This window comes from Saccharopolyspora hordei, assembly GCF_013410345.1.
In the GTDB taxonomy this organism is placed as follows: Bacteria; Actinomycetota; Actinomycetes; order Mycobacteriales; family Pseudonocardiaceae; genus Saccharopolyspora; species Saccharopolyspora hordei.
In genome coordinates this window covers 2,366,367-2,390,621 of the sequence record NZ_JACCFJ010000001.1, presented here as the reverse complement: position 1 = coordinate 2,390,621, position 24,255 = coordinate 2,366,367, and the positions used below count along the sequence as shown (strand labels likewise).

Annotated in this window: 19 protein-coding genes; 9 read left to right on the top strand and 10 right to left on the bottom strand. The window is 72.0% G+C overall.

Annotated elements, in window-relative coordinates:
• Positions 1-70 precede the first annotated feature (70 nt).
• Genes HNR68_RS11180 through HNR68_RS11170 form a run of 3 tightly spaced genes read right to left on the bottom strand, consistent with a single transcriptional unit; the run spans position 71 to position 3,835 of the window.
• Positions 71-2,185 carry a putative bifunctional diguanylate cyclase/phosphodiesterase gene (locus HNR68_RS11180; protein WP_179720204.1) on the bottom strand — a complete coding sequence of 705 codons (2,115 nt, stop codon included), beginning with the start codon at positions 2,183-2,185 and terminating at the stop codon, positions 71-73.
• Positions 2,186-2,190: 5 nt separating this feature from the next.
• Positions 2,191-2,988, bottom strand: a complete 798-nt coding sequence (locus HNR68_RS11175; protein ID WP_179720196.1) for an SAM-dependent methyltransferase — start codon at positions 2,986-2,988, stop codon at positions 2,191-2,193.
• A gap of 37 nt (positions 2,989-3,025) precedes the next feature.
• Positions 3,026-3,835 (bottom strand): SAM-dependent methyltransferase, encoded by an 810-nt coding sequence (locus tag HNR68_RS11170; protein ID WP_179720194.1) that lies wholly within the window; start codon positions 3,833-3,835, stop codon positions 3,026-3,028.
• A 343-nt stretch (positions 3,836-4,178) separates the two neighbouring features.
• Between HNR68_RS11170 and HNR68_RS11165 the strand changes: the two genes are divergently transcribed.
• Both HNR68_RS11165 and HNR68_RS11160 read left to right on the top strand, forming a co-directional pair.
• Entirely contained in the window at positions 4,179-5,528 is a 1,350-nt protein-coding gene (locus tag HNR68_RS11165) for an FAD-dependent oxidoreductase (protein ID WP_179720192.1), read from the top strand.
• 176 nt (positions 5,529-5,704) lie between these two features.
• Complete coding sequence (locus HNR68_RS11160; protein ID WP_218888259.1) at positions 5,705-7,159, top strand: aldehyde dehydrogenase (NADP(+)); 1,455 nt, start codon at positions 5,705-5,707, stop codon at positions 7,157-7,159.
• Between the two features lie 220 nt (positions 7,160-7,379).
• Here HNR68_RS11160 and HNR68_RS11155 read toward each other — a convergent pair whose 3' ends face one another.
• Positions 7,380-8,204, bottom strand: coding sequence for a putative RNA methyltransferase (locus tag HNR68_RS11155; RefSeq protein WP_179720190.1), 825 nt, complete (start codon positions 8,202-8,204; stop codon positions 7,380-7,382).
• Between the two features lie 120 nt (positions 8,205-8,324).
• On the opposite strand from HNR68_RS11155, the gene HNR68_RS11150 reads away from it, so the two are divergent.
• A complete protein-coding gene (locus tag HNR68_RS11150; RefSeq protein ID WP_179724903.1) occupies positions 8,325-9,719 on the top strand; it encodes a lipase maturation factor family protein in 1,395 nt (464 codons plus the stop codon).
• 4 nt (positions 9,720-9,723) lie between these two features.
• Here the strand turns inward: HNR68_RS11150 and HNR68_RS11145 are convergent, their stop codons facing one another.
• The 5 genes from HNR68_RS11145 to HNR68_RS11125 all read right to left on the bottom strand — a co-directional run bounded on the left by HNR68_RS11145 (position 9,724) and on the right by HNR68_RS11125 (position 14,516).
• Positions 9,724-10,209, bottom strand: a complete 486-nt coding sequence (locus tag HNR68_RS11145; RefSeq protein ID WP_343050064.1) for a VOC family protein — start codon at positions 10,207-10,209, stop codon at positions 9,724-9,726.
• A 47-nt stretch (positions 10,210-10,256) separates the two neighbouring features.
• On the bottom strand, positions 10,257-11,489 hold the full coding sequence (locus tag HNR68_RS11140; RefSeq protein WP_179720188.1) for an SAM-dependent methyltransferase: 1,233 nt from the start codon (positions 11,487-11,489) through the stop codon (positions 10,257-10,259).
• Between the two features lie 16 nt (positions 11,490-11,505).
• Positions 11,506-12,885 carry an FAD-binding oxidoreductase gene (locus tag HNR68_RS11135; protein ID WP_179720186.1) on the bottom strand — a complete coding sequence of 460 codons (1,380 nt, stop codon included), beginning with the start codon at positions 12,883-12,885 and terminating at the stop codon, positions 11,506-11,508.
• A gap of 214 nt (positions 12,886-13,099) precedes the next feature.
• Positions 13,100-14,092: an adenylate/guanylate cyclase domain-containing protein gene (locus HNR68_RS11130; protein WP_179720184.1), complete on the bottom strand. Its 993-nt coding sequence runs from the start codon at positions 14,090-14,092 to the stop codon at positions 13,100-13,102.
• Positions 14,064-14,516 carry a universal stress protein gene (locus HNR68_RS11125; RefSeq protein WP_179720182.1) on the bottom strand — a complete coding sequence of 151 codons (453 nt, stop codon included), beginning with the start codon at positions 14,514-14,516 and terminating at the stop codon, positions 14,064-14,066. The genes HNR68_RS11130 and HNR68_RS11125 overlap by 29 nt, the downstream gene beginning before the upstream one ends.
• 335 nt (positions 14,517-14,851) lie before the next feature.
• Between HNR68_RS11125 and HNR68_RS11120 the strand changes: the two genes are divergently transcribed.
• The 3 genes from HNR68_RS11120 (at position 14,852) to HNR68_RS11110 (ending at position 18,682) form a co-directional block, all read left to right on the top strand.
• Positions 14,852-16,297, top strand: a complete 1,446-nt coding sequence (locus HNR68_RS11120) for an amino acid permease (RefSeq protein ID WP_179720180.1) — start codon at positions 14,852-14,854, stop codon at positions 16,295-16,297.
• Between the two features lie 179 nt (positions 16,298-16,476).
• Positions 16,477-17,409, top strand: coding sequence for a type I pantothenate kinase (coaA, locus tag HNR68_RS11115; protein ID WP_179720178.1), 933 nt, complete (start codon positions 16,477-16,479; stop codon positions 17,407-17,409).
• A gap of 451 nt (positions 17,410-17,860) precedes the next feature.
• The gene (locus HNR68_RS11110; RefSeq protein WP_179720176.1) at positions 17,861-18,682 is read left to right on the top strand and encodes an SDR family oxidoreductase; all 822 of its coding nucleotides are present in this window, start codon (positions 17,861-17,863) and stop codon (positions 18,680-18,682) included.
• A 36-nt stretch (positions 18,683-18,718) separates the two neighbouring features.
• Here the strand turns inward: HNR68_RS11110 and HNR68_RS11105 are convergent, their stop codons facing one another.
• Positions 18,719-20,374 carry a helix-turn-helix domain-containing protein gene (locus HNR68_RS11105; RefSeq protein ID WP_179720174.1) on the bottom strand — a complete coding sequence of 552 codons (1,656 nt, stop codon included), beginning with the start codon at positions 20,372-20,374 and terminating at the stop codon, positions 18,719-18,721.
• 150 nt (positions 20,375-20,524) lie between these two features.
• On the opposite strand from HNR68_RS11105, the gene pruA reads away from it, so the two are divergent.
• The 3 genes from pruA to HNR68_RS11090 all read left to right on the top strand — a co-directional run bounded on the left by pruA (position 20,525) and on the right by HNR68_RS11090 (position 24,202).
• Positions 20,525-22,153 (top strand): L-glutamate gamma-semialdehyde dehydrogenase, encoded by a 1,629-nt coding sequence (gene pruA, locus HNR68_RS11100; RefSeq protein ID WP_179720172.1) that lies wholly within the window; start codon positions 20,525-20,527, stop codon positions 22,151-22,153.
• Between the two features lie 244 nt (positions 22,154-22,397).
• Complete coding sequence (locus HNR68_RS11095) at positions 22,398-23,327, top strand: proline dehydrogenase family protein (RefSeq protein WP_179720169.1); 930 nt, start codon at positions 22,398-22,400, stop codon at positions 23,325-23,327.
• A 98-nt stretch (positions 23,328-23,425) separates the two neighbouring features.
• On the top strand, positions 23,426-24,202 hold the full coding sequence (locus HNR68_RS11090; protein ID WP_179720167.1) for a thioesterase family protein: 777 nt from the start codon (positions 23,426-23,428) through the stop codon (positions 24,200-24,202).
• Positions 24,203-24,255 lie beyond the last annotated feature (53 nt).

Genomic DNA, 24,255 nt, shown 5'->3' with positions numbered 1-24,255 from the left:
CGGCGCGGACACGCTTCGCATCCCCGATGCTATCGGCTGGTCGCGGACGGTCCTCGGCCACCACCCGGGGTCACGCCGACTGCTCGAGCACGAGCTCGACCAGCTCGACCGCCGACACCAGGCCGCCGGTGAACGGCCCCAGCGCCAGCGACACGCCCAGGTCGCGCAGGCGGTGGGCCTGCCGCTCGTCGCGCACGCCCGCCGCGCTGACCGGCAGGCCCAGCAGCTTGGCCGCGCCGCAGGCGGCCACCACCAGGTGCTCGTCCAGCGGAGTGGGGCCGCTCGGGTCGGCGAAGCTGTCCAGGTGCGGGCCCTCGATCCGCGCCATCCCCAGCGGCAGGTCCTTCAGCCGCGACATGCGGGCGTAGTCCTCGCCGAACTCGTAGACGCACAGCCGCAGCCCCATGTCGGCGAAGATCTCCAGCATGTCCTCGGGGTCGCCCTGCGGGTCGAACAGCGCCGACTCGGGCAGCCCGAGCGCGAGGTACCGGGGCGGCAACCCGGTGTCGCGGAGGATGCGCTGCACGTCACCGACCAGCTCGGGGTCGCGGACGTGGCGCGGCGACAGGCGCACGGCGGCGACCGGGGCCGCCTCGCCGAGCTGCTGCACCCAGCGCGCGGCCTGCTCGCACACCTGCTCCAGGGCCCAGGTGCCGAGCCGGGTGATCAACCCGGTCTCCTCGGCCAGCCCGAGGAAGCTCTCCTCGCCGAGCTCGCCGAACTTCGGGTGGTCCCAGCGGATGCTGGCGGCGGCCGAGATGCAGCGCCCGGTCGCCAGCTCCACGATCGGCCGGTACTCGACGAACAGCTCGTACTGCTCGATCGCCGCGGGCAGCTCGGCGGAGAGCCGGAACCGGTCCAGCGCCGCCGCGTTGCGCTCCGGGTCGTACAGCACCCACTGGGCCCGGCCGTCCTGCTTGGCCCGGTAGAGGGTGACGTCGGCGTCGCGCAGCAGCGACTCGGCGTCGGTCTCGGCGACCGGGCGCTCCACGATCCCGACGCTGGCCGAGGCGCTGAGCTCGTGCGAGCCGATGCGCGCGGGGCTGGTGACCTCGCGCAGCATCTCCTCGACCACGGCGATCAGGTGGGTGGCACCGGTCGAGTCGGGCACCAGGACGACGAACTCGTCACCGCCCATCCGGGCCGCGAGCGCCCCCTTCGCCGCGCGCTGCGCCGCGGCCTGCAGCCGCTGCGCGACGGTGCGCAGCAGCTGGTCGCCGATCTGGTGGCCGAGGCTGTCGTTGACCGCCTTGAACCCGTCCAGGTCGAAGTAGCACAGCCCCACCCGCCGGCCCGGCTGGGTCTCCTCCAGCGCCGAGTCCAGGCTGGTCTGCAGCTGGGTCCGGTTCGCCAGGCCGGTGAGCGGGTCGTGCACGGCCTGCCTGCGGAAGTTCTCCTGGAGCATGTGCCGGTCGGTGATGTCCTCGTAGAGCACCACCTGGTACTCGGGTTCGCCGCGGGCGTCGCGGACGAGGGCGGCCGAGAGCTGGGTCCACACGTGCGAGCCGTCCGGCGCGGTGAACCGGGTGTCCAGCTGGTAGTGGTCGTCGCTGCCCCCGACCAGGCGGTCGTTGGCGGCCTCCAGCTCCTTGGTCCACGCCTCGTCGGCCAGCTCGAAGATCGTGCGGCCGAGCAGCTCGTCGTCGCCCCGCCGGAAGATCCGGCGCAGCGCCGTGTTGACCTCCTCGATGACGCCGTCCAGCCGGACCACGGCGATGCCCAGCGCGGAGGAGGTGACCACGGCGCGGGACCGGGCCTCGCTGGCGCGCAGCGCCTCCTCGGCGGCGTCGCGGGCGGCCGACACCGCGCGCTGGATCAACGCCTGCTCGGTGAGGGTCTGCTCGCGCAGCGCGCCGGCGTAGCCCGCGGCCAGCTCGCTGAGCACCTCGTGCAGCCGGACCGGGTCGACCTCGCGGAGGGTGGGCAGCACGGTCGCCAGGTGCCGCAGCGTGCGGGCCAGCGCTTGCGAGTTGGTCAGGTGCACGTCGACCAGGTGCCGCCCGACGTCGGCAGCGGCGTCGGGCGGCCCGCTGTCGAGCGCGGCCAGCAGCTCGCCCAGGCGCTCGGCCAGGAAGGCCTCCAGCTCGGGTCGCCCCATCGCGACGTAGCTGGTGTGGATGATGCGGCGAGCCCACTCCTTGACCGCTTCGTCGTGCTCCGGTCCAGCATCGACTGTGTCTGGCATCAACCTCACACCTTGCGCCCGAGGGCGCCGTAACCAATGGACTGCTCCGGTCGTTCCCACCTGTCCTCGGGGGACTCCGGACGCCACTCCGAGAGGTAGACCACGCCCGGCTCGACGAGCTCGAAGTCGCTGACCAGCTCGGCCACCTCGTCCCGCGAGCGCAGCGTGAGCGGATCGCTGCTGCCCTGGTAGAGCTCGACCAGCTTGCCCACGCGCTCCTCGTCGTCGTCCCCGGTGATGTGGGAGAGGGCCAGGTAGCTGCCGGGCGCGAGCCGCTCGTGGTAGCGGCGGACCACCTCGCGGGGCTTCGCGCTCTCCGGCACGAAGTGCAGCAGCGCGACCATCATCACCGCGATGGGCTGGGAGAAGTCCAGCAGCTCCCGGGTCTCCGGGGCGTCCAGGACGCCGTCGACGTCCCGCACGTCCGCCTGGACGACGGTGGCCCGGTCGTTGCCCTCGAGGATGGCGCGGCTGTGCGCCACCGCCACCGGCTCGTTGTCCACGTAGACCACCCGAGCCTCCGGCGCGATCTCGTGGACGCTGCCCGCGGTCGGGATCCCCGCCCCGATGTCGAGGAACTGCCGCACACCCTGGTCCAGGCAGTACCGCACCGCGCGCCGCAGGAACGAACGGTTGTTGACCGCGAGCTCACCGACCTCGGGCACGACCGCCATGACCTTGCGCCCGAGCTCGCGGTCCACCTCGAAGTTGTGCGCCCCGCCCAGGTAGAAGTCGTAGACCCGCGCAGCGCTGGGCTTGCTCAGGTCGATCCCCTCCGGCGCCCAGTCCGGCCGCTCCTGCATGCCGCGTGACCTCCCCGCTCTTCGCTCCGCACCGACCTCAGGCCTTGCGTCCGACAGCCCCGTAGACGATGGACCGCTCCGGTTCCTCCCACACGTCCTCCGGGGAGTCCGGGTGCCACTCCGGGACGTGCACCACGCCCGGCTCGACGAGCTCGAAGTCGCTGACCAGCTCGGCCACCTCGTCCCGCGAGCGCAGCGTGCCCGGGTTGCTGCTGTTCTGGTACAGGTCGACCAGGGCCTGCGCGCTGGCCGGGTCGTGGTCCCCGGTGACGTGGGAGACGACGATGTGGCTGCCGGGCGCGAGCCGCTCGTGGTACTGGCGGATCACCTCGCGCGGCTTGGCGCTCTCCGGCACGAAGTGCAGCAGCGCGACCATCATCACCGCGATGGGCTGGGAGAAGTCCAGCAGGCCCTGGGTCTCCGGGGCGTCCAGGACGCTCTCGACCTCCAGCGCGTCGGCCTGCACGATGGTCGCCTTGTCGTTGCCGTCGAGGATGGCGCGGCTGTGCGCCACCGCCACCGGCTCGTTGTCGACGTACACCACCCGGGTCTCCGGGTCGACCGCCTGCGCGATCTCGTGCACGTTGCCCGCGGTCGGGATCCCCGCCCCGATGTCGAGGAACTGCCGCACACCCTGGTCCAGGCAGTACCGCACCGCGCGCCGCAGGAACGCGCGGTTGTTGACCGCGATCTCCTTGAGGTGGGGCACCGCTGCGATGGCCTTGCGCCCGAGCTCGCGGTCCACCTCGAAGTTGTGGGCACCGCCCAAGTAGAAGTCGTAGACCCTCGCTGCACTGGGCGTCTCCAGGTCGACTCCCTCGGGTGCCCAGTCCGGTCGCTGTGCCATGTCGCGTGACCTCCAAGCCCTCGCTCCCCGCCCGGCCGCCGAGATCACCTCGTGCGTCAACGGGCGAGCGTCCACCGCGACCGGACGTTGATCAACGCGGCGATCCTACTGTCACCCACCGCATCGAGTCACGCACTCCGCGTCCGCCCGGGGCAGCACTCACGCCCCGTTATGACCATCATCACCGTCCGCATCGCGGGATCCCGAGTAAGGCGAACCTAAGCTGAACTCGTCCGGGTGGTGGACGTCCACCAGGCCCAGCCGTGATGGGCCGGTCAGCGAAGCACTCCGGGGGTTCGGCCGACGTCCGTTCGGCCGCGGTGCCGGGGCAGGAGGAGATGGAATGACTCGCCCACTGCGGGTAGCGATCGTCGGCGCGGGGCCGGCCGGGGTGTACGCGGCCGACGTCCTGACCAAGTCCGAGACCGCGGTCGAGATCGACCTGCTGGACCGGATGCCCGCGCCCTACGGCTTGATCCGCTACGGCGTGGCCCCCGACCACCCGCGCATCAAGGGCATCGTCAGCGCGCTGCACCGCGTGGTGGAGAAGCCGGAGATCCGCTTCCTCGGGCACGTCGACTACGGCGTGGACGTCAAGCTGGACGACCTGCGGCGCCACTACGACGCGGTCGTCTTCGCCACCGGTGCGACCAAGGACCGCCCGCTGGACATCCCGGGCATCGACCTGCCGCACAGCTACGGCGCCGCCGACTTCGTCTCCTGGTACGACGGCCACCCGGACGCCCCGCGCGACTGGACGCTGGACGGCGAGCAGGTCGCGGTGATCGGCGCCGGCAACGTGGCGCTGGACGTGGCGCGCGTGCTGGCCAAGCAGGCCGACGACCTGCTGCGCACCGAGATCCCGGACAACGTGCACCGCGGGCTGGCGGACTCGAAGGTCACCGACGTGCACCTGTTCGCCCGCCGCGGTCCCGCGCAGGCCAAGTTCACGCCGCTGGAGCTGCGCGAGCTCGACCACCAGGACGGGGTGGAGATCATCGTGCACCCCGAGGGCTTCGAGCTCGACGAGGCCAGCGAGGAAGCGGTCCGCACCAACAACCAGGTGAAGACGGTCGTCAAGACGCTGCAGGACTGGGCGCTGCGCGACCCGAAGCACGACACCCCGCGGCGGCTGCACCTGCACTTCCTGCGCGCGCCGGTCGAGGTGCTGGGCACCGACCGGGTCGAGGGCTTCACGGTCGAGGTCATGGAGCTCACCGGCGACGGCGGGGTGCGCGGCACCGGCGAGTACGAGACCTACCCGGTGCAGCAGGTCTACCGCGCCGTGGGCTACCTGAGCTCGCCGCTGGCCGGCATCCCGTTCGACCACGCCTCGGGCACCGTGCCCAACGAGGGCGGCCGGGTGCTGGACCTGGACGGCCAGCACATCCCCGGCGTCTACACCACGGGCTGGATCAAGCGCGGACCGGTGGGTCTGATCGGCCACACCAAGGGCGACGCGCTGGAGACGATCGGCAACCTGCTCGCCGACGTGGAGTCGCTGCCGGAGCCCGAGGAGCCGTCGAGCGACAGCGTCCTGCGCCTGCTCGAGGAGCGCGGCGTGGAGTGCACGACGTGGGAGGGCTGGGGCCGGCTGGACGCCCACGAGCGGGCGCTGGGCGAGGCCCAGGGCCGGGAGCGCATCAAGGTCGTGCCCCGCGAGGAGATGGTCCGCATCTCCCGCGCGGAGTGATCTCGAGGGCGCCTTCCGCCGCGGGTCGACGGGAGGTGCCCTCCGTGCTCGCCCTGGTCAGGTGGGTCCCGGCCCTGCGCGACGCGCCGTCATCTCGAACGTCGTCCGACCAGTCGGCCGTCCGACGTACTACGGTGTAGGCAAGACGTCATCCGACCGCGCAAAGGACGGGTACCTTGACCGAGATCCCGGACACCACGCCAGCCGAACTGGAGACCGCCCTGCAGCGAGCGGCCGACGCCGCCGAGGCGTTCGGCGCGCAGTCCCCCGCCACCCGCGCCGGCCAGGTCCGCGCGGTCGCCGACGCGCTCGACGCCGCGGCCGGCGAGCTGATCCCCCTGGCCATGGAGGAGTCCCGGCTCAGCGAGGGACGCCTGACGGGCGAGCTCAAGCGCACCACCTTCCAGCTGCGGCTGTTCGCCGACGTCCTCGACGACGGCGGCTACCTGCAGGCCACTGTGGACAGCGCGGATCCGGACTTCCCGCTGGGCGCCAAGCCGGACCTGCGGCGCGTGCTGGTGCCGGTGGGCCCGGTCCTGGTGTTCGCCGCGAGCAACTTCCCGTTCGCGTTCTCCGTCGCCGGCGGCGACACGGCCTCGGCCCTGGCCGCGGGCTGCCCGGTGGTGCTCAAGGCCCACCCCGGCCACCCGCGCCTGTCGGTGCGCACCGGCGAGATCATCACGAAGGCCCTGGCCCAGTCCGGTGCGCCGGACGGCGCGTTCCAGGTGGTGCTGGGCTTCGAGACCGGCACCGTCGCGCTGCGCGACCCGCGGATCAAGGCGGCGGCGTTCACCGGCTCGGTCCCGGCCGGGCGCGCCCTGTTCGACATCGCCAACTCCCGCCCGAGCCCGATCCCGTTCTTCGGTGAGCTCGGCAGCCTCAACCCGGTGTTCGCCACCCCGAACGCGGTGCGGGCGCGCGGCGAGGAGATCGCCAAGGGCTACGTCACGTCCTACTCGGGCAACGCGGGCCAGCTGTGCACCAAGCCAGGCCTGCTGTTCCTGCCCGCCGACCACGGCCTGGACGAGGTGCTGACCGCGGAGTCCAAGGCGGTCGCCGCGCACCGGCTGCTCAACGACCGCCTGCACGAGGGCTACTGCTCCCGCCGCGCGGCGGTCACCGAGGTCCCGGGCGTGCGGGTGCTGGTCGAGGGCAGCGTCGACGACGGCGCGACCCCGACCCTGCTGAGCACCGACGTGGACACGCTGCTGGAGCACCGCGAGACGCTGCTGGAGGAGGTCTTCGGGCCGCTGTCCATCGTGGTCACCTACTCCTCCGAGGACGAGGCGCGGCGCGCGGCCGAGGCCTTCGACGGCAACCTCACCGCCACCGTGCACGCCGAGGACGACGACGCCGAGTTCGCCGCCAGCCTGGTCCGCCGCCTGCGCGACCGCGCGGGCCGCGTGCTGTTCAACGGCTGGCCGACCGGTGTGGCGGTCTCCCCCGCCATGCAGCACGGCGGCCCCTACCCGGCGACGACCGACGCCCGCTTCACCTCGGTCGGCACGGCCGCCATCGACCGCTTCCTCCGCCCGGTGACCTACCAGAACGTCCCGCAGGCCCTCCTGCCGGAACCGCTCCGGGACGACAACCCCTGGGGCGTCCCCCAGACCCGGCACACCCCGAAGTGACCCCCCGGCCCGTGAGCCGCCGGGCGCGCCGGCGGCTCACGGGCCGGGTCGTGCAGACCTCGGTCGTCACGGTGCGCCGACCAGCGCTGCCGGACGCGCCGTCGGCGAGCACCGGCTCCGAGGACGTGGCGGGCCCCCTCCAGGCCACGGCTCGGCCTCGACCGACGCTCTGACCGCCGGGAGATCGAGTCCCGCGCCGAGCGATCGGTGGCGTCGCCGCCTAGCCCCGAGGGCGGTAGGTGGCGACCGTGACGGACGCCGTCGGCGTGAGCGGCCCCGGCAGTGCCGCGATGCGGGCGCGCAGGTCCTCCGGGTCGGCGTGCCAGGCGCTGGGGCCCATCGCCACCACCGCCTCGGCCTCCGCCTCGGTCAACTCCAGCCTGAACTCGCAGCTGCGCTGCTCGACCAGGTCGAAGTGGTCGGCCAGCTGCTCGGACAGGCGCTCCTGCTTGCGCTCGTCGACGGTGAGCAGCCCCAGCGCCGACACCAGGTCCGCCAGGTGGCCGGCGTTCGGCACCACCACCACGAGGCGTCCGTCGGCCGTGAGCACCCGGTGCATCTCCGGGGCGTTGCGGGGCGCGAAGACGTTGAGCACCGCCGCGGCCGCGCCCGTGCGGACCGGCAGCCGCTGCCACGCGTCGGCGACCGCCGCGCCCACGCGCGGGTGCGCCTTGGCCGCGCGACGGGCGGCGTACTTCGACACGTCGAGCGCCAGACCGACGCGGCCGGAGTCCGCCAGCGCGCGAGCGAGGTAGTAGCCGGTGCCGGCACCGATGTCCACCAGGCAGCCCTCGACGTCGGCCACCGCCTCGGCCACCGCGTCGGCGATCGGCGCGTAGTGGCCCGCGGCGAGGAAGTCCGCGCGGGCCGCGACCATCGCCGCGGTGTCGCCGACGACCTTCGTGCCGCCGGGCAGCAGGCTCACGTAGCCCTGGCGGGCGATGTCGAACACGTGGTTCGCAGTGCACCGCAGGCTGCCGCCGGACCGGTCCAGGTCGGCACCGCAGTGCGGGCAGGCCAGCGCCGCCACCACGTCGTCCAGCACGCCAGCCCTCCACACCGCATCGTCGGTAGGCGATTGTAGGAGTCCACGAGCCGGGCGGTCCGCGCGGCGGTTCGCCGGGCGAGCTCGAAGACCCGTCGGACAGGTGGGACGGTGGACGCGATGTGGGAGTGGGCGGCAGCACCGGAGTACTGGGGCGCGCGGTTCGTGGTCGCGCACCTGCTGGCCCTCACCTACCTCATCGCGTTCGTCTGCGCGCTGCGGCAGTTCCGGGGTCTGCTGGGCGAGCGCGGGCTCACGCCCATCCCCCGCTACCTGGCGCGCGTCGGGTTCCGCGACTCGCCCAGCCTGTTCCACCTGCACTACTCCGACCGGTTCTTCGCCGGCGTCTGCTGGGCCGGGATCGTCGGCAGCGTGCTCGCCCTGGTCGCCGACCTGGCACCGCTGTGGGCGTGGCTGGTGCTGTGGACGGTGCTGTGGCTGCTGTACCTGTCGATCGTCAACGTCGGCCAGGTCTGGTACTCGTTCGGCTGGGAGTCGCTGCTGCTCGAGGCGGGCTTCCTGGCGATCTTCCTCGGGCCGGCCCACGTCGCGCCGCCCACCCTGGTGCTGTGGTTGCTGACGTGGCTGCTGTTCCGCGTCGAGTTCGGCGCCGGGCTGATCAAGATGCGGGGCGACTCCTGCTGGCGCGACCTCACCGCGCTGTACTACCACCACGAGACCCAGCCGATGCCCGGCCCGCTGAGCCGGTGGTTCCACTGGCTGCCGCGCCCGCTGCACGAGGTCGAGGTGCTGGCCAACCACGTCACGCAGCTCGTCGTGCCGTTCCTGCTGTTCGCCCCGCAGCCGGTCGCGACCGCCGCCGCGGTGGTCGTGGTGGTGACGCAGGGCTGGCTGGTGCTCAGCGGCAACTTCGCCTGGCTGAACCTGCTGACCATCACGCTGGCGTTCTCCGCCATGGTGATCCCCGTCCCGACGCCACCGGTGTCGGGGCTGCCGCCGTGGTTCGCCGTGCTCGTGCTGCTGGTGACCGTGGTGTTCGTGGTGCTGAGCTACTGGCCGGTGCGCAACATGCTCGGCAAGCGCCAGGTGATGAACCGCAGCTTCAACAAGCTGCACCTGGGCAACACCTACGGCGCGTTCGGCAGCATCACCCGCACCCGCTACGAGGTGGTGCTCTCCGGGGCCGACGACGTCGGCGGCGAGTGGCGCGAGTACGGGTTCCGGGGCAAGCCCGGCGACCCGTACCGCCGCCCGCCGCAGGTGGCGCCCTACCACCTGCGGCTGGACTGGCTGATGTGGTTCCTCGCGCTCTCCCCCAGCTACGGCCGCAGCTGGCTGCCCGGCCTGGTGCGCGCGCTGCTGCGCAACGACGAGCAGGTGCTGCGCCTGCTGCGGCACAACCCCTTCCCGGACCGCCCGCCGAAGCTGGTGCGCGCGGACTTCTACCGCTACCGCTTCACCACCCGCGCCGAGCGCGAGGAGACCGGCGCGTTCTGGGTGCGCACCCGCGTCGGCGACTTCGTCCCGCCGGTGAGCCTCGACGACCTGGAGTGACGCCTCAGCCCGCCGCGGCCTCCAGCTTGCCCGTGCCGAGCACCGCCTTGGTGACCCGCGCGACCTTCGCCTCGTCCGGGTCGGTGATCAGCTCGTGCAGCCGGTTCGGCACCACCTGCCAGGACAGGCCGCACCTGTCCGCCACCCAGCCGCACGGGCCGTGCTCGCCGCCTTCGCCGAGCTGCTCCCGAAGCCGGTCCACCTCCTCCTGCGCGGCGCACCGCACCTCCAGCGAGACCGCCTCGGTGAACCGGAACAGCGGGCCGCCGTTGATGCCGACGAACCGCTGCCCGGCCAGCTCGAACTGCACCGCCACGACCGTGCCCGACTCGCCCGGCCCGGCCTCGGTGCACCGGAGGACCCGCACGACCCGCGAGTCCTCGAAGAGGCTCGCGCAGTGGTGCGCGGCCTCGTCGGCCTCGGTGTCGCACCACAGGTTCGGGGTGGTCTTCTGCGCGATCTCGGCGATCTCCGCCTCCCGGCTGCTCACCTCCGCGCAGGGGTGGACCAGCCGGGACGGCGGAACTCACCGGTCGGTCACCAGGACGGGCGAAGCGGGTAGTGCGCGGTGGTGCCGTCGAGTCGGACGCCGAGGACCTGGTGGAGCTGGACGACGTTGCGCTCGAACCCCAGCCGGCAGGCCGCCATGTACAGCCGCCACACCCGTGCCCGGTCGAGCCCGGCCTCGGCGACCGCCTCGTCCCAGTGCGCCTCGAGGTTCGCGCACCACCCCGCCAGGGTCAGGGCGTAGTGCTCGCGCAGGTTCTCCTCGTGGCGCACCTCGAAGCCGTTGTCGTTCATCGCCGACACCAGGGTGCCCACCGGCTCCAGCTCGCCGTCCGGGAACACGTAGCGGCCGATGAACTTGCCCGGCCGGGCGCCGTAGCTGCCGTCCGGGCGGGTGATGCAGTGGTTGAGCAGCCGCCCGCCGGGCACCAGCTTGTCGTGCAGGAACGAGAAGTACGACGGCAGCTGCTTGAGTCCCACGTGCTCGGTGAGGCCGATCGAGCTGATCGCGTCGAAGCCGGTCTCGGTGACGTCGCGGTAGTCCAGGTGCCGGACCTCGGCGAGGTCGGCCAGCCCGCGCTCGGCGATGGCCTTCTGCGCCCACTGCGCCTGCTGCCGCGACAGCGTGACGCCCAGCGCGCGGACCCCGTAGTGCTCCGCGGCGTGCATGACCATGCCGCCCCAGCCACAGCCGACGTCCAGCAGCCGCATGCCCTCCCGCAGCCCGAGCTTGCGCGCCACCAGGTCGTGCTTGGTGAACTGCGCTTCCTCCAAGGTGGACGTGGCGGTCGGGTACACCGCGCAGGTGTAGGTCATCGACGGGCCCAGCACCCACTCGTAGAAGCGGTTGGACACGTCGTAGTGGTAGGAGATCACCTCGCTGTCGCGGCGCTTGGAGTGCCGCCGCAAGCCGCGCGGGCGGTGCTCGACCGCCGGCGGCCGCACCGGCCACCACAGGCGGTACCCGGCGAGCTTCACCAGCAGCTCGCGGCGCAGGCTCGGCGGGACGTCCTCCAGCGCGATCGAGGGGAACGCGGCGAGCGCGGTGTACATGTCGCCGTGCACCTCGATCGCCCCGGTCACGTAGGCGCGGGCCAGGCCGAGCTCGCCGGGCGCCGCCGCCAGGTGCGACAGGGCCAGCGGCGACCGGATCTCGACGCAGACCTCGGCGCCGGGCGGGCCGGTCCGGCTGCCGTCGAAGGCCCGGATCTCCACCGGGGACTCGCCCCCGAGGACGCGCGCGAACAACTCTGCCCAGCCCATGAGCGATCCCCTTCCGTCACTTCTCCCGCACGCACTTCTCGTACAGGCCCGGCAACCGGCCGTCCGGGTCGTAGCGCTCCTTGAGCCGCTGGTAGACGGGTTGGTTGTAGAGCCGCCAGAACTCCTCCTCGGTGTAGTAGGAGTTGGAGTACAGCGACTTGTGGCCGTCCAGCTCGGTCACCACGCGCTCGATCGCCCTGTTGTGCCGTCCCGGCGCCTCGCCGCGACGCAGCGGCACGGTGGACCAGAACCCGACGTTGACGTAGAGCTCGTCGGGGTCCATCGGGTACAGCGGCCAGCCCTTGGGGTCGCGCAGCGTGACCGGGCACAGCCACACCGGGGAGATCCCGATGTCGCGGTGGAAGAACTCCAGGAACTCCGGCAGCCGGTCGACCGGGATCTCCACGTCCTGGATCACCGGTTCGTTGACGCCGCGGCCGCGCAGCACGGCGAGCCGGTCGGTGAACGCGTGCCGCCGGTCCCAGGCGACGATGCGGCGGTAGACGTCGGAGCGGCGGTAGCGCCGCGGCCAGAACCGCCGCACCAGCGGGTGCTGCACGCCGAACGCGCGGGAGCACCAGAACCAGTCGGTGTCCCAGCGCCACAGGTAGTCGTGAACGCTCAGGTAGTCGGTGCCCCGCTGCGGGATGGAGCGGTAGTAGACCTGCTGCCCGGTGTAGTCGCTGGTGCGCGGCGCTTCGTCCACGTAGGACCCCAGGGTCAGGTACTGGTCGCGGGCGCTGAAGACCGTCCCGTCGAGGAAGTCCACCGGGTGGCCGTCGAAGCTGCGGTCCCGGCAGATGCGCGCGAGCGCGTCCGCGCACTCCCGCGCCGTGCCGAACCGGACGTGCTGCAGCCGGACGTAGGGGCGCACCGGTTCGATCTCGATCTCCAGCCGCAGCGCGTAGCCCAGGGTGCCGTAGGAGTTGGGGAACCCGCGGAACAGCTCGGCGTGCTCGTTGTCCGGGCGGGCCCGCACGACCTCCCCGGAGCCGGTGAGGACCTCCAGCTCGCGCACCGACTCGTGCGGCAGGCCGTTGCGGAACGAGGTGGACTCGATGCCGAGCCCGGCCACCGCGCCACCGAGCGTGATGGTCTTCAGCTGCGGCACCACCAGCGGGACGTGCCCGGACGGCAGCAGCGCGTCCACGATGCGCTCGTAGGTCGCCATGCCCTGCACCTGGGCGGTGCGGTGGGTGGTGTCGACCTCCAGCACCCGGTTGAAGCGGCCGACGTCCAGCCCCGGCCCGGCCGCCGGGTCACGGAACCGGAACAGGTTCGAGGTGGGTTTCGCCAGCCGCACCGGCGCGCCGGGAGGCAGCCGCCGGTACTCCCCGACCAGGGCGGCTACGTCGTCGGAATGCCCACCTGTCGCCACTGCTCCCCGATCCGCCATGACCCGACTCTATTGCCGGGACCGGCACCGGGCATCCCGCTTTCCCGCGCGTGCAGCCCCTCGGGAACCCGGCTCGCGCCGGTCATGGGACCGCGGGAATCGCGATATCGCAGGTGACGACGGCGAGATCGCATATCAGAAGAACTTGCATGCGACAAGCAAGTTCCCTGCGAATTCGATCACATGGAGCAGTCCTCGTCCGGGTCAGGCCGGCTCACTTCGCGCGGCGGAGGGCCCAGGCGCGCAGACCGCGGAAGCCCTGCACCTTCTGCGGACCGAGCGAGATCAACCGGTACTTCGGGTTGCCCCGCAGCGACATCGCCAGGTCGCGGTCGACCAGCGCCGACGCCGGGCGGGCCGCCGAGGTCAGGCGGCTGGCGGCGTTCACCGTCGAGCCGTAGACGTCACCGAAGCGGGCCAGCACCGGTCCCTCGGCCATCCCGATCCGCAGCGGCGGCAACAGGTCGTTCTCGGCGACCTTCTCGTTGAGCGTCAGCGCGATCTCGGCGGCGTCGGCGGCCGTGTCGGTCACGAACAGCACCTCGTCGCCGATCGTCTTGATCACCCGGCCGTGGTTCTCCGCGACCACGCCCCAGGCCAGCGCCTCGAAGCCGTCGATGAGCTCCTCCAGCTCGCCCGCCTGCGCGGAGAAGTCGCGGATCAGCCGGGTGTAGCCGACCAGGTCGGCGAAGCCGATCACCTGCACCCGCTCGTCGGTACCGGCGTCCCGCTCGGCCATCTCCCGGGAGGCGCTGGCGGCCAGGTGCCGCCGCCACACGTAGTCCTGCAGCCGCGCCATCACCGGCAGGATCACCGAGGCCATCTGGGCGGTGGTCTCGACGTCGACGGCGAACTCCTCGCCGAGCAGCTGCTTGAAGATCTCGACCTGCCACTCGGCCAGCCGGGACATCGTCTGCGCCAGCGACCGGGCCACCGCCGTCTCCAGCTCCGGCGGGATCACGTCGGCCGAGACCAGCTCCACCAGCGCGCGCAGCGCCGCCACGTCGGAGTCGGTGAACACCACGTCCTCGTCGGTGACGTGCGCGAAGCCCATCGCCTGCCACAGCTGCTCGGCCCGCTGCACCGGCACCCCGGCGGCCTCGGCGACCTGCTTCTTCGTGTAGCGCGGGGCGCCGCCGAGGATCGTCTCCTGGACCTCGTCGCCGCGCGCCGGCGGCTCACCGTGCGGTTCGGACAACGAGCACATCGCATTCCGCTCGGCGCGAGATCTCCGACGGCACCGAGCCGAGGATCCGCCCCTTCAGCGTGTTCAGACCACGGCTCCCGACCACCAGCAGGTCGGCGCCCTCCTTCTCGGCGGCGGCCAGCAGCACCCCTATCGGCGCGCCGACCGCGGCGAAGGTGCTCACCTGGCTCGCCCCGGCCTTGCGGGCGACGTCGGCGGCGTCGCGCAGGGTCGCCTCGGCCGGTGCCGACCCGACCACCTGGAAGGCCTCGTCCCCCAGCTCGTCACGCGCCTGCTCGACCTCGCGGGCCGGCGTCGGGTAGTAGGCGCAGACGATCACCAGCCGGGCGTCGGAGTCACTGGCGACGGTCCCCGCACGGGCCACCGCGCGCAGCGAGGGCTCCGAGCCGTCCGTCCCGACGACGACAGTGCGGTAACTGGACATCGCGCTCCCTCTTCCCTGGCTGGTCCTGGCGCATGACACCGGCGTGAACCTTAACGATCGCGACCCCGCGCAGTCACGGGTCGCGACCCTCCGCGGCGAGTTGTGAGCGGACCGACACGTCCCAGCAGCCGTTCTGTCACACCGGACAAAGGATGCGGGGAAGTGTCGTCCGACCCCACAACATGATCACGTGACGCGTCCGCGTAGGTTTCGCCAACAACGTGCGAAGCCACTGGTGACGCAGGACACGCACGACGTCGCGCGGAACGTTCGCCGGGCCGAACCACGCCAGGTACGTACCCTTTCGCGCATGACGAAGCACCAGGAGTAGAACCGTGACCTCACCAAGTCTCCAACCCGGGCGGGGGATCTTCCGCCGCAAGCCGATCGACGCCATCACCGAGGACACCGGTGGTGGTGGTCTGCAGCGGTCGCTGGGCCTGTGGCAGCTCACTGCCATCGGCGTCGGCGGCATCATCGGGGCCGGGATCTTCTCGCTGGCGGGCGCGGTGGCCAACGAGAAGGCCGGGCCCGCGGTGTTGATCTCGTTCCTCATCGCCGGCATCGCCAGCGCGGCCGCCGCGTTCTCCTACGCCGAGTTCGCCGGGATGATCCCCAAGGCCGGGTCGGCCTACACCTACGGCTACGCCGTGCTCGGTGAGGTCGTCGGCTGGCTGATCGGCTGGGACCTGCTGCTGGAGTACACCGCGATCGTGGCCGTGGTGGCCATCGGCATCTCCGGCTACTTCAACGAGCTGCTCGGGTTCCTCGGCATCGACCTGCCGGCGTGGATGCTGGGCGCCCCGGGCACCGAGGACGGCGCCGCGCCGCCCGGCAGCTACAAGATCAACCTGTTCGCCGCGCTGCTGTGCCTGCTCATCGCCTTCGTCCTCAACCAGGGCATGAAGAGCGCCGCCCGGTTCGAGACCCTGCTGGTCTACCTGAAGGTCGGCGTGGTCCTGGTGGTGATCGTCGTCGGCGCCTTCCACGTCAACGCGGGCAACTACAACCCGTTCTTCCCCTACGGCATCGGTGGCGCCTTCGCCGGGGCGGCGACGGTGTTCTTCGCGGTCTTCGGCTACGACGCGATGAGCACCGCGGCCGAGGAGTCCAAGGAAGCCCAGAAGCACATGCCGAAGGCCATCATGTACTCGCTGGTCATCGCGATGGTGCTCTACGTGCTGGCCTGCCTGGTGCTCACCGGCATGGTCCCGTACCAGCAGATCAGCACCGAGAGCGCGTTCGCCAGCGCGTTCGCCGACGTGGGCCTGCCGGTGCTCGGCGCGATCATCGCGGTCGGCGCGATCCTGGGCATCCTGACCGTGCTGTTCACCTTCATGCTCGGCGTGACCCGCGTCGGCTACGCGATGAGCCGCGACGGGCTGCTGCCGCAGTGGTTCGCCAAAACCCACCCGGTGCGCAAGGTGCCGACGCGGTTCACCTGGCTGATCGGCGTCGCCTCCGCGCTCATCGCCGGCCTGCTGCCGATCGGCGAGGCCGCGGAGCTGACCAACATCGGCATCCTGCTGGCGTTCGTGGTCGTGTGCGCCGCGGTGATCGTGCTCCGCTACCGGCGCCCGGAGATCCCGCGCGGCTTCAAGTGCCCCGGCATGCCGGTGGTGCCGATGATCGGCATCGCGTTCTCGCTCTGGCTGGTCACCTTCCTGGAGCCGCTGACCTGGCTGCGCTTCGCCGCCTGGTTCGTCATCGGCCTGGTGATCTACTTCTCCTACGGCTACCGCAAGTCGAAGCTGAACACGACCAGCGGCTCCGAGCAGTGAGCTGACCACGCAGGACGCCGGACCGCACGCCGGTCCGGCGTCCTGCCGCCTGCGGGGCCCACGATCGATCCAGCGGTGTTCCCTGCGTCTCAGCGTGCAGTGGATCACAGCGCTGCGGACGATCCGCCACTTACTGTTCCCCCGAAGTTCCTGCCGGGCCTCAACGCCGAGGGGTGCCTGTGACACGCGTTCGCGAACTGAGCCCATACGTCGAACTGCACCGGGACCAGTGGCGGGAACTGCGGGATTCCCTCCCGCTGCCGCTGACCGAGGACGAGCTCGACGACCTGCGCGGCCTCGGCGAGCAGGTCGACCTGGCCGAGGTCGCCGACGTCTACCTCCCGCTGTCACGGTTGATCAACCTGCAGGTGGCGGCCCGCCAGCGGCTGCACGAGACGACCACGACGTTCCTCGGCGAGGAGACCCGCGGCACCAAGGTGCCGTTCGTGATCGGCATCGCGGGCAGCGTCGCGGTCGGCAAGTCGACCACCGCGCGGCTGCTGCGCACCCTGCTGGCCCGCTGGCCGGACCACCCGCGGGTGGACCTGGTGACTACCGACGGCTTCCTCTACCCCAAGGCCGAACTGGTGCGCCGCGGGCTGATGCACCGCAAGGGCTTCCCGGAGAGCTACGACCGGCGCGCGCTGCTGCGCTTCGTCACCGAGGTCAAGTCCGGTGCGCCGGAGGTGGCCGCGCCGGTGTACTCGCACGTGCTGTACGACATCGTGCCCGGCGAGCAGATCGTGGTGCGCCAGCCGGACATCCTGATCATCGAGGGGCTCAACGTCCTGCAGCCCGCGCCGAGCCTGGCGGTGTCGGACCTGTTCGACTTCTCCATCTACGTCGACGCGCACACCGAGCACATCGCCCGCTGGTACGCCGACCGCTTCCTGGCGCTGCGCAGCACGGCGTTCGCCAACCCGGACTCGCACTTCCACCACTTCGCGCAGCTGTCCGACGAGGAGGCCCGCGCCGAGGCCGACCACCTGTGGCGCACCATCAACGAGCCGAACCTGGTGGAGAACATCCTGCCCACCCGCCCGCGCGCGACCCTGGTCCTGCGCAAGGACGTCGACCACTCGATCAACCGGGTCCGCCTCCGCAAGCTCTGACGAGAGGTGAGCACAACCGCCCGGGACCCGCTGCAGTCCGGGCGGCACCCACCTTCGAAACCTGGACTCAATCCCCCTGGCCACAGCGTTGGATGCCCGAATCGCGCTGACGGCCTTCGTCACTCACGACGAGCGGCTGGCTGAAGCGGCACTCCCCGTCGAAGCACCGGCATGAAGTGACACCGGGGCGGTTCGTCCGGCCCGTCGGGGAGGGGGTCGGACGAACCGCACGCCCTGCCGCTGGGGGCGGCAGGGCGCGGCGTTTCCGGGGACCGGCTTCGGGGGAGAGAGCGGTCGACCGGTCTTTCACTCCCTCGGGGGAGCTCGTTCGAGGGTGCCGCATCGGAGTTCTCGGCGGACCGGTGCAAATACCCACACGGGTACGTATTCACGGAGCGCGATCCGGACAATTCGGTGGCAGCGGGCACCACAGCGCCCTAACCTGCCGCGCATGACCACAGCCGATCTTTCCCGCGACCCCCTTCCGCTGCGCGGCCGGACCGCGCTGGTGACCGGGGTCAGCCGCAGGCAGGGCATCGGGTACGCGATCGCGCGCCGGTTGGCGGCTTACGGCGCGTCGGTGTTCGTGCACCACCACCGGCCGCACGACGAAGAGCAGCCGTGGGGCGGCGACGATCTCGAAGCGGTGCTCGCCGGGGTGGCCGAGCAGCTGGCCCCCGGTGCGCGGATCGCCGACGCCGGAGCCGACCTGGCCGGTCCCGATGCGCCGCAGCAGCTCGTCGACGCCGCGGTGGCCGAGTTCGGGCACCTCGACGTCCTGGTCTGCAACCACGCGCGCAGCGGCGGCGACGGAGCGCTGGGCGAGCTCGACGCGGCGATGCTCGACGGGCACTGGGCGGTGAACACCAGGTCGTCGATCCTGCTCGCGCAGGCCTTCGCCGCGCAGCACGACGGCCGCCCGGGCGGGCGGATCGTGTTCATGACCTCCGGCCAGCAGCAGGGCCCGATGCCCGGCGAGGTCGCCTACGCCGCGGCCAAGGGAGCGCTCGCCGAGATCACCCTGACGATCTCCGACCAGCTGGCGGACACCGGCATCACGACGAACACCGTCAACCCCGGCCCGGTCGACACCGGCTACCTGGACGAACCGACCTGGCAGACGATCCGCCCGATGTTCCCCCGCGGCCGCTACGGCGAACCGGACGACCCGGCGCGCCTGATCGCCTGGCTCACCACCGACGAAGCCCGCTGGATCACCGGCCAGGTCCTCAACACCGAAGGGGGCTTCGCCCGCTGGCGCCCCCGCGCCTGAGGCGATTTCCGCGCGCTCGTCGGGCTTCTCGCCCGCTCACGAGCGGCGGGTTCGGCGGGTGAGGAGGAGCTGGAGGTGGGCGTTGAGGCGTTCCGCCGGGTTCGACAGGTCGATGCCGGTGATCTCGCCCGCCCGGCGGACCCGGTAGCGGAGGGTGTTGGGGTGGACGTGCAGGCGGTCGCTGGCCGCTCGGACGTCGCCGAAGGCCTCCAGGTAGGCCAGCAGGGAGCGCGCCAGACCCGTGCCGTGCTCCGCGTCGTGCTCCTGCAGGAGCGTCAGGCGGGCGTCGCGGAAGCGCTCGTTGCCCTGCAGGACCGTCAGGAGCTCGCTGACCACCACCTGCGCGCGGACGTCCGAGATGGTCGCGATCTCCGCGTGCAGGTCGTGGGTCATCGCGTCGAGGACCCGGTCCGCCTCGTTGCGGGACTCGGCCGCCTCGTCCAGCGTTCGCACCTCCGAGCCGACCCCCACCTGGACGCGCGCCCGCAGGTGCTGCTTGGCCGCCGCGACGATCTCCCGCGTCAGGCTCAGCGTCGAGGCGACCGCTGAGCGCTCCGGCAGGTCCGGCAGCAGCACGTAGACCCGCGAGCCGATCGTGGTGACCAGCGCGCTGCGCCGGTACGCCGAGGCGTGCACCGAGATCAGGCTGGTCATCTCCGCCCGCTGCAGCTCCAGCTCGGAGCGGTCCGCGTTGGGCTCCGACGGGCGCAGCGTGAACACCACGACCACCGCCGGTTTCGCCGCGTCCGCACCGATGTTGTCGGCCACCGACTGGGCGTCGATGCGGCCGTCGAGCAGCCCGGTCAGCAGGTTCTCCCGGAAGCGCGGCCCCGCCGTGGCCTCGGTGCGCTGCCGGACGAGCTGCAGCGCCGCCACCCGCGCCGCGCCGAGCAGGGCCCGCTCGGAGCGCTCCGACAGCGGGCGGCTGCCCTCCTGCACCCAGATCGAGCCGAGCGGCTGGGTCCCGGCGTGGATGCCCACCGCCATCCGGCGGCGGATGCCCAGGTCCGGCCGCTCGTCGATGCGCACCACGTCCTCGCCGGCGCGCAACCGCTGGTAGACGCCCCACTCGCGCAGCATCGCCAAGTACGGCTCGGGGCCCTGGCGGCCCAGGATGGACAGCCGGCGCAGCTCGTCGACCTCGTCGTCGGAGCGCGAGTAGGCCAGCACCCGGCTCGCGGTGTCCTCGATCGACACGATGCCGTCGGTCATCGCCGCCACCGTCTGGGCCAGCGAGAACAGGTCGCCCAGCGCCTCCCCGACGTCGGCGTCGGTGGTGAGCCGGGCGTTGTCGATGGCCGAGCGCGCGAAGGACTCCAGGCGTTCCCAGCGCACCTCCGGGCGGACGCCGAGCAGCGCGATCCCGCTGTCGATCGCGGTGTCGCGCAGCACCCGCACGTCGGTCTCCGCACCCACCTTCACCGCGACGGCCACCGCGCCCTCGCGCGCCGCCGCCCGCACCAGCCGCACCGCGGCCCGCCCGCGCGCGCCGATGACCAGCACGAAGTCGCCGCTGCGCCCGCTGCCGGACTCCTCCTCCGGGTCGACGATGACGACGTCCCGCACCTCGACGTCGAAGCCGCGGGGAGCGGCGAGCACGTCGACCAGGGGTTCGCCGACCGCGATGAGGAGCTGGCGCAGCGGGACCCCGACCACGGCGACACCGGCCGCGTCGACCTCGACTTCACGCACCACGACCCCGCTTGTTCGAGCGGACAACCCGATGCGGTCAACGGTAGCCGATCGAACAAGCTCCACCGGGCGCCCAGACCTTAACCTCCCAAGTGACGCGGCTCTCGCGGTCGCAGACCAGCGACTTCTCACAAGGAGGCGACTTCGGCCATGGACGCCATCACCTCGGTCCCGGTTCCGTACAACGAGCCGGTGAAGGGCTACGCGCCCGGATCGCCAGAGCGCGAGTCGCTGCAGAAGCGCGTCGCCGAGCTGGAGTCCGAGCGCATCGAGCTGACCCAGACCATCGGCGGCGTGCAGCGCATGGCCGGCGGGGAGAAGTTCGACGTGGTCCAGCCGCACGACCACTCGCACGTGCTGGGCACCGCCGCGCAGGCCACCCACGAGGACGTCGCCGCCGCCGTGCAGGCCGCCAAGGACGCCGCCCCGGAGTGGGCCGCGACCCCGTTCGACGAGCGGGCCGCGGTGCTGCTGCGCGCGGCGGACCTGCTGGCCGGGCCGTGGCGGGACACCATCAACGCCGCGACCATCCTGGGCCAGTCCAAGTCGGTGCAGCAGGCCGAGATCGACGCCGCCTGCGAGTTCATCGACTTCCTGCGGTTCAACGTGCACTACGCGCGGCAGATCATCGCCGAGCAGCCGCGGTCGGTGCCCGGCGAGTGGAACCGGATGGACTACCGCCCGCTGGACGGGTTCGTCACCGCGATCACGCCGTTCAACTTCACCGCCATCGCGGGCAACCTGCCCACCGCTCCGGCGCTGATGGGCAACACCGTGGTCTGGAAGCCCACGCCCACCCAGCAGTTCGCCGCGCACTTCACCATGCGGCTGTTCGAGGCCGCCGGCCTGCCCCCGGGCGTGATCAACCTGGTCACCGGCGACGGCCAGGCCGTCTCCGAGGTCGCGCTCACCGACCCGGGTTTCGCGGGCCTGCACTTCACCGGCTCCACCGCCACCTTCAAGAAGCTGTGGCGGCTGATCGCCGACAACCTCGACACCTACCGCAGCTACCCGCGCATCGTCGGGGAGACCGGCGGCAAGGACTTCATCGTCGTGCACCCGTCCGCCGACCCGGCCCCGCTGGCCACCGCGATGGCCCGCGGCGCCTTCGAGTACCAGGGCCAGAAGTGCTCGGCGGCCTCCCGCGCCTACGTGCCGCGCTCGCTGTGGGAGAACGGCCTGCGCGACGAGCTGGTGGAGACCACCCGCAGCATCCGCTTCGGCGACGTCACCGACTTCTCCCACTTCGGCGGCGCCGTCATCGACGCCCGCGCGTTCGCCAAGCACAAGGCGGCGCTGGACCGCGCCAAGGCGACCGACAGCATCGAGGTCCTGGTCGGCGGCGGCTACGACGACTCGGTCGGCTACTTCGTCGAGCCCACTGTGCTGGTCGGCAGCGACCCCGGCGACGAGGTGTTCACCACCGAGTACTTCGGACCGATCATCGCAGTGCACGTCTACGACGACGCCAAGTACTCCGAGGTCCTCGACGTCGTCGACTCGACCAGCCCGTACGCGCTGACCGGCGCGGTGTTCGCCACCGACCGCAGCGCCATCGACGAAGCGCACCGCAAGCTGCGCGGTGCGGCGGGCAACTTCTACGTCAACGACAAGCCCACCGGGTCGATCGTCTCCCGCCAGCCGTTCGGCGGCAGCCGCGCCTCCGGCACCAACGACAAGGCCGGGTCGCTGCTGAACATCCAGCGCTGGACCAGCCCGCGGGCCATCAAGGAGACGTGGAACGCCCCCACCTCCATCGACTACCCGCACATGGGCTGACGCCCGGACGCCGCGGGTCCCACCGAAGTCGGGGACACGATCCCGACGGGGATCGGGCACCCGGTCCCGGTGGGACTCGCGGCCCCGGCCGGTGACCGGCCCGCGGTGCCCGGCACCGCGCAACTCCACTCGCTCCGACCCTCGCCGGTGCTGCTCGCAGGCCACCGGCGGACCGCGGCACGCACCGAGACGGCGGCGCGGAAAGCAGGAGCCCCCACCCGACCTCTCAGAAGGAGGAGCCGCGATGCTGCGCAGCACCCTGCTGGCCGCCGCCCGTTCGCAGGGCGTGCGCCGCCTCGTCGAGGCCAACCCGCTGACCAAGCCGGTCGTCCAGCGGTTCGTCGCCGGGACCACCCCGGACGACGCGGTGCGCGTCACCCGCGCGCTGCGCGACCAGGGCATGCACGTCACGCTCGACCACCTCGGCGAGGACACCCTCGACGCGCAGCAGGCCGCCGAGATCGTCCGCGCCTACCGGCGGATGCTCCGGGTGCTCGCGGACGAGGGCCTGGCCGACCGGGCCGAGGTGTCGGTGAAGCTCTCCGCGGTCGGCCAGTTCCTGCCCGGTGACGGCGAGAAGATCGCGCTGGACAACGCGCGGCTGGTCTGCGAGGCCGCCGCCGAGGCGGGCACCACGGTCACCCTCGACATGGAGGACCACACCACCACCGACTCCACGCTGGGCATCCTCCGCGACCTGCGGGTGGACTTCCCGTGGGTCGGCGCGGTGCTGCAGGCCTACCTGCGCCGCACCGAGCAGGACTGCCGCGACCTGGCGACCGAGGGCTCGCGGGTGCGCCTGTGCAAGGGCGCCTACGCCGAGCCGGCCTCGGTGGCCTACCAGGACAAGGCCGAGGTGGACCGCTCCTACGTGCGCTGCCTGAAGATCCTCATGGACGGCGCGGGCTACCCGATGGTGGCCAGCCACGACCCGCGGATGGTCGCGATCGCCGCCGAGCTGGCCCGGCGGGCCGGGCGGGACGCGGACAGTTTCGAGTACCAGATGCTGTACGGCATCCGCCCCGAGGAGCAGCGGCGGATCGCGGCCGAGGGCGGCAAGCTGCGGGTCTACGTGGCCTACGGCGACGAGTGGTACGGCTACTTCATGCGGCGCCTCGCCGAGCGCCCGGCCAACCTGGTGTTCTTCCTGCGGTCCCTGGTCACCCAGGACTGAGGCGCCGCGTCGCGTGGGGATCGACACAGCCCGTTCGGTCCGGCTCCCCCGGCCCATAACCTGAGGACGAAGGCCACGGACGCGGAAGGGAAGACCCGTTGACCCCCAGCTACTTCGAACGGCTCGACGCGAACCGGTTCAAGCCGACCGCCCACGCCAGCGGCGCGTGGCGCAGCGACGAGCAGCACTTCAGCCCGCTGGGTGGTCTCCTGGTGCACGCGATCGAGCGCTCCGGCGCGCGTCCCGGCCTGCTGATGAGCCGGATCGGCTTCGACATCCTCGGCAAGATCGACCTCGACGAGTTCGAGGTGCGGGTGGAGACGGTCCGCCCGGGCCGCACCATCGAGCTGGTGGAGGCGACCGCGATCATCGCCGACCGCCCCGTGGTCCGCGCCCGCGCCTGGTACCTCTCGGCGCAGGACACCAGCGCCGTCGCCGGTGGGGGCGCCGAACCGCTGCCGCACCCGGACACCCTGGAGCCCTGGGCGATGAGCTCGCTGTGGTCGGGCGGGTTCATCGCCTCGCTGGACGCCCGCACGGTCGGTGACCCGCAGCCCGGGCGCACCACGGCGTGGGTCTCCACCTCCCACGACCTGGTGGCGGGCGAGGAGGCCAGTCCGCTGGCCTCGTTCATCGCGCTCGTCGACACCGCCAACGGCATCGCCGTGCGGCAGGACCCGACCGAGTGGATGTTCCCGAACGTGGACCTGACGATCCACCTGCACCGCCAGCCGGAGGGCCGCTGGACCGGGCTGGACACCAGCGTGGTCTTCGGCGGCGACGGGCGGGGCATCACCAGCACCGTGCTGCACGACACGCGCGGCCCGGTCGGCCGTGCGGAGCAGATGCTCACCGTCCGCCCGCTGGCCCGGTAGCGCCGCTCGGCCCGGCCGGCACCCCCGCTAACCTGATCGTGAAAGCTCTTCCT

Excerpts from the sequence above, each read along its gene's own strand:
- HNR68_RS11180 (WP_179720204.1), bottom strand. The coding sequence starts at position 2,185 with ATGCCAGACACAGTCGATGCTGGACCGGAGCACGACGAAGCGGTCAAG.
- HNR68_RS11175 (WP_179720196.1), bottom strand. The coding sequence starts at position 2,988 with ATGCAGGAGCGGCCGGACTGGGCGCCGGAGGGGATCGACCTGAGCAAG.
- HNR68_RS11170 (WP_179720194.1), bottom strand. The coding sequence starts at position 3,835 with ATGGCACAGCGACCGGACTGGGCACCCGAGGGAGTCGACCTGGAGACG.
- HNR68_RS11165 (WP_179720192.1), top strand. The coding sequence starts at position 4,179 with ATGACTCGCCCACTGCGGGTAGCGATCGTCGGCGCGGGGCCGGCCGGG.
- HNR68_RS11150 (WP_179724903.1), top strand. The coding sequence starts at position 8,325 with ATGTGGGAGTGGGCGGCAGCACCGGAGTACTGGGGCGCGCGGTTCGTG.
- HNR68_RS11140 (WP_179720188.1), bottom strand. The coding sequence starts at position 11,489 with ATGGGCTGGGCAGAGTTGTTCGCGCGCGTCCTCGGGGGCGAGTCCCCG.
- HNR68_RS11135 (WP_179720186.1), bottom strand. The coding sequence starts at position 12,885 with ATGGCGGATCGGGGAGCAGTGGCGACAGGTGGGCATTCCGACGACGTA.
- HNR68_RS11130 (WP_179720184.1), bottom strand. The coding sequence starts at position 14,092 with ATGTGCTCGTTGTCCGAACCGCACGGTGAGCCGCCGGCGCGCGGCGAC.
- HNR68_RS11125 (WP_179720182.1), bottom strand. The coding sequence starts at position 14,516 with ATGTCCAGTTACCGCACTGTCGTCGTCGGGACGGACGGCTCGGAGCCC.
- HNR68_RS11110 (WP_179720176.1), top strand. The coding sequence starts at position 17,861 with ATGACCACAGCCGATCTTTCCCGCGACCCCCTTCCGCTGCGCGGCCGG.
- pruA (WP_179720172.1), top strand. The coding sequence starts at position 20,525 with ATGGACGCCATCACCTCGGTCCCGGTTCCGTACAACGAGCCGGTGAAG.
- HNR68_RS11095 (WP_179720169.1), top strand. The coding sequence starts at position 22,398 with ATGCTGCGCAGCACCCTGCTGGCCGCCGCCCGTTCGCAGGGCGTGCGC.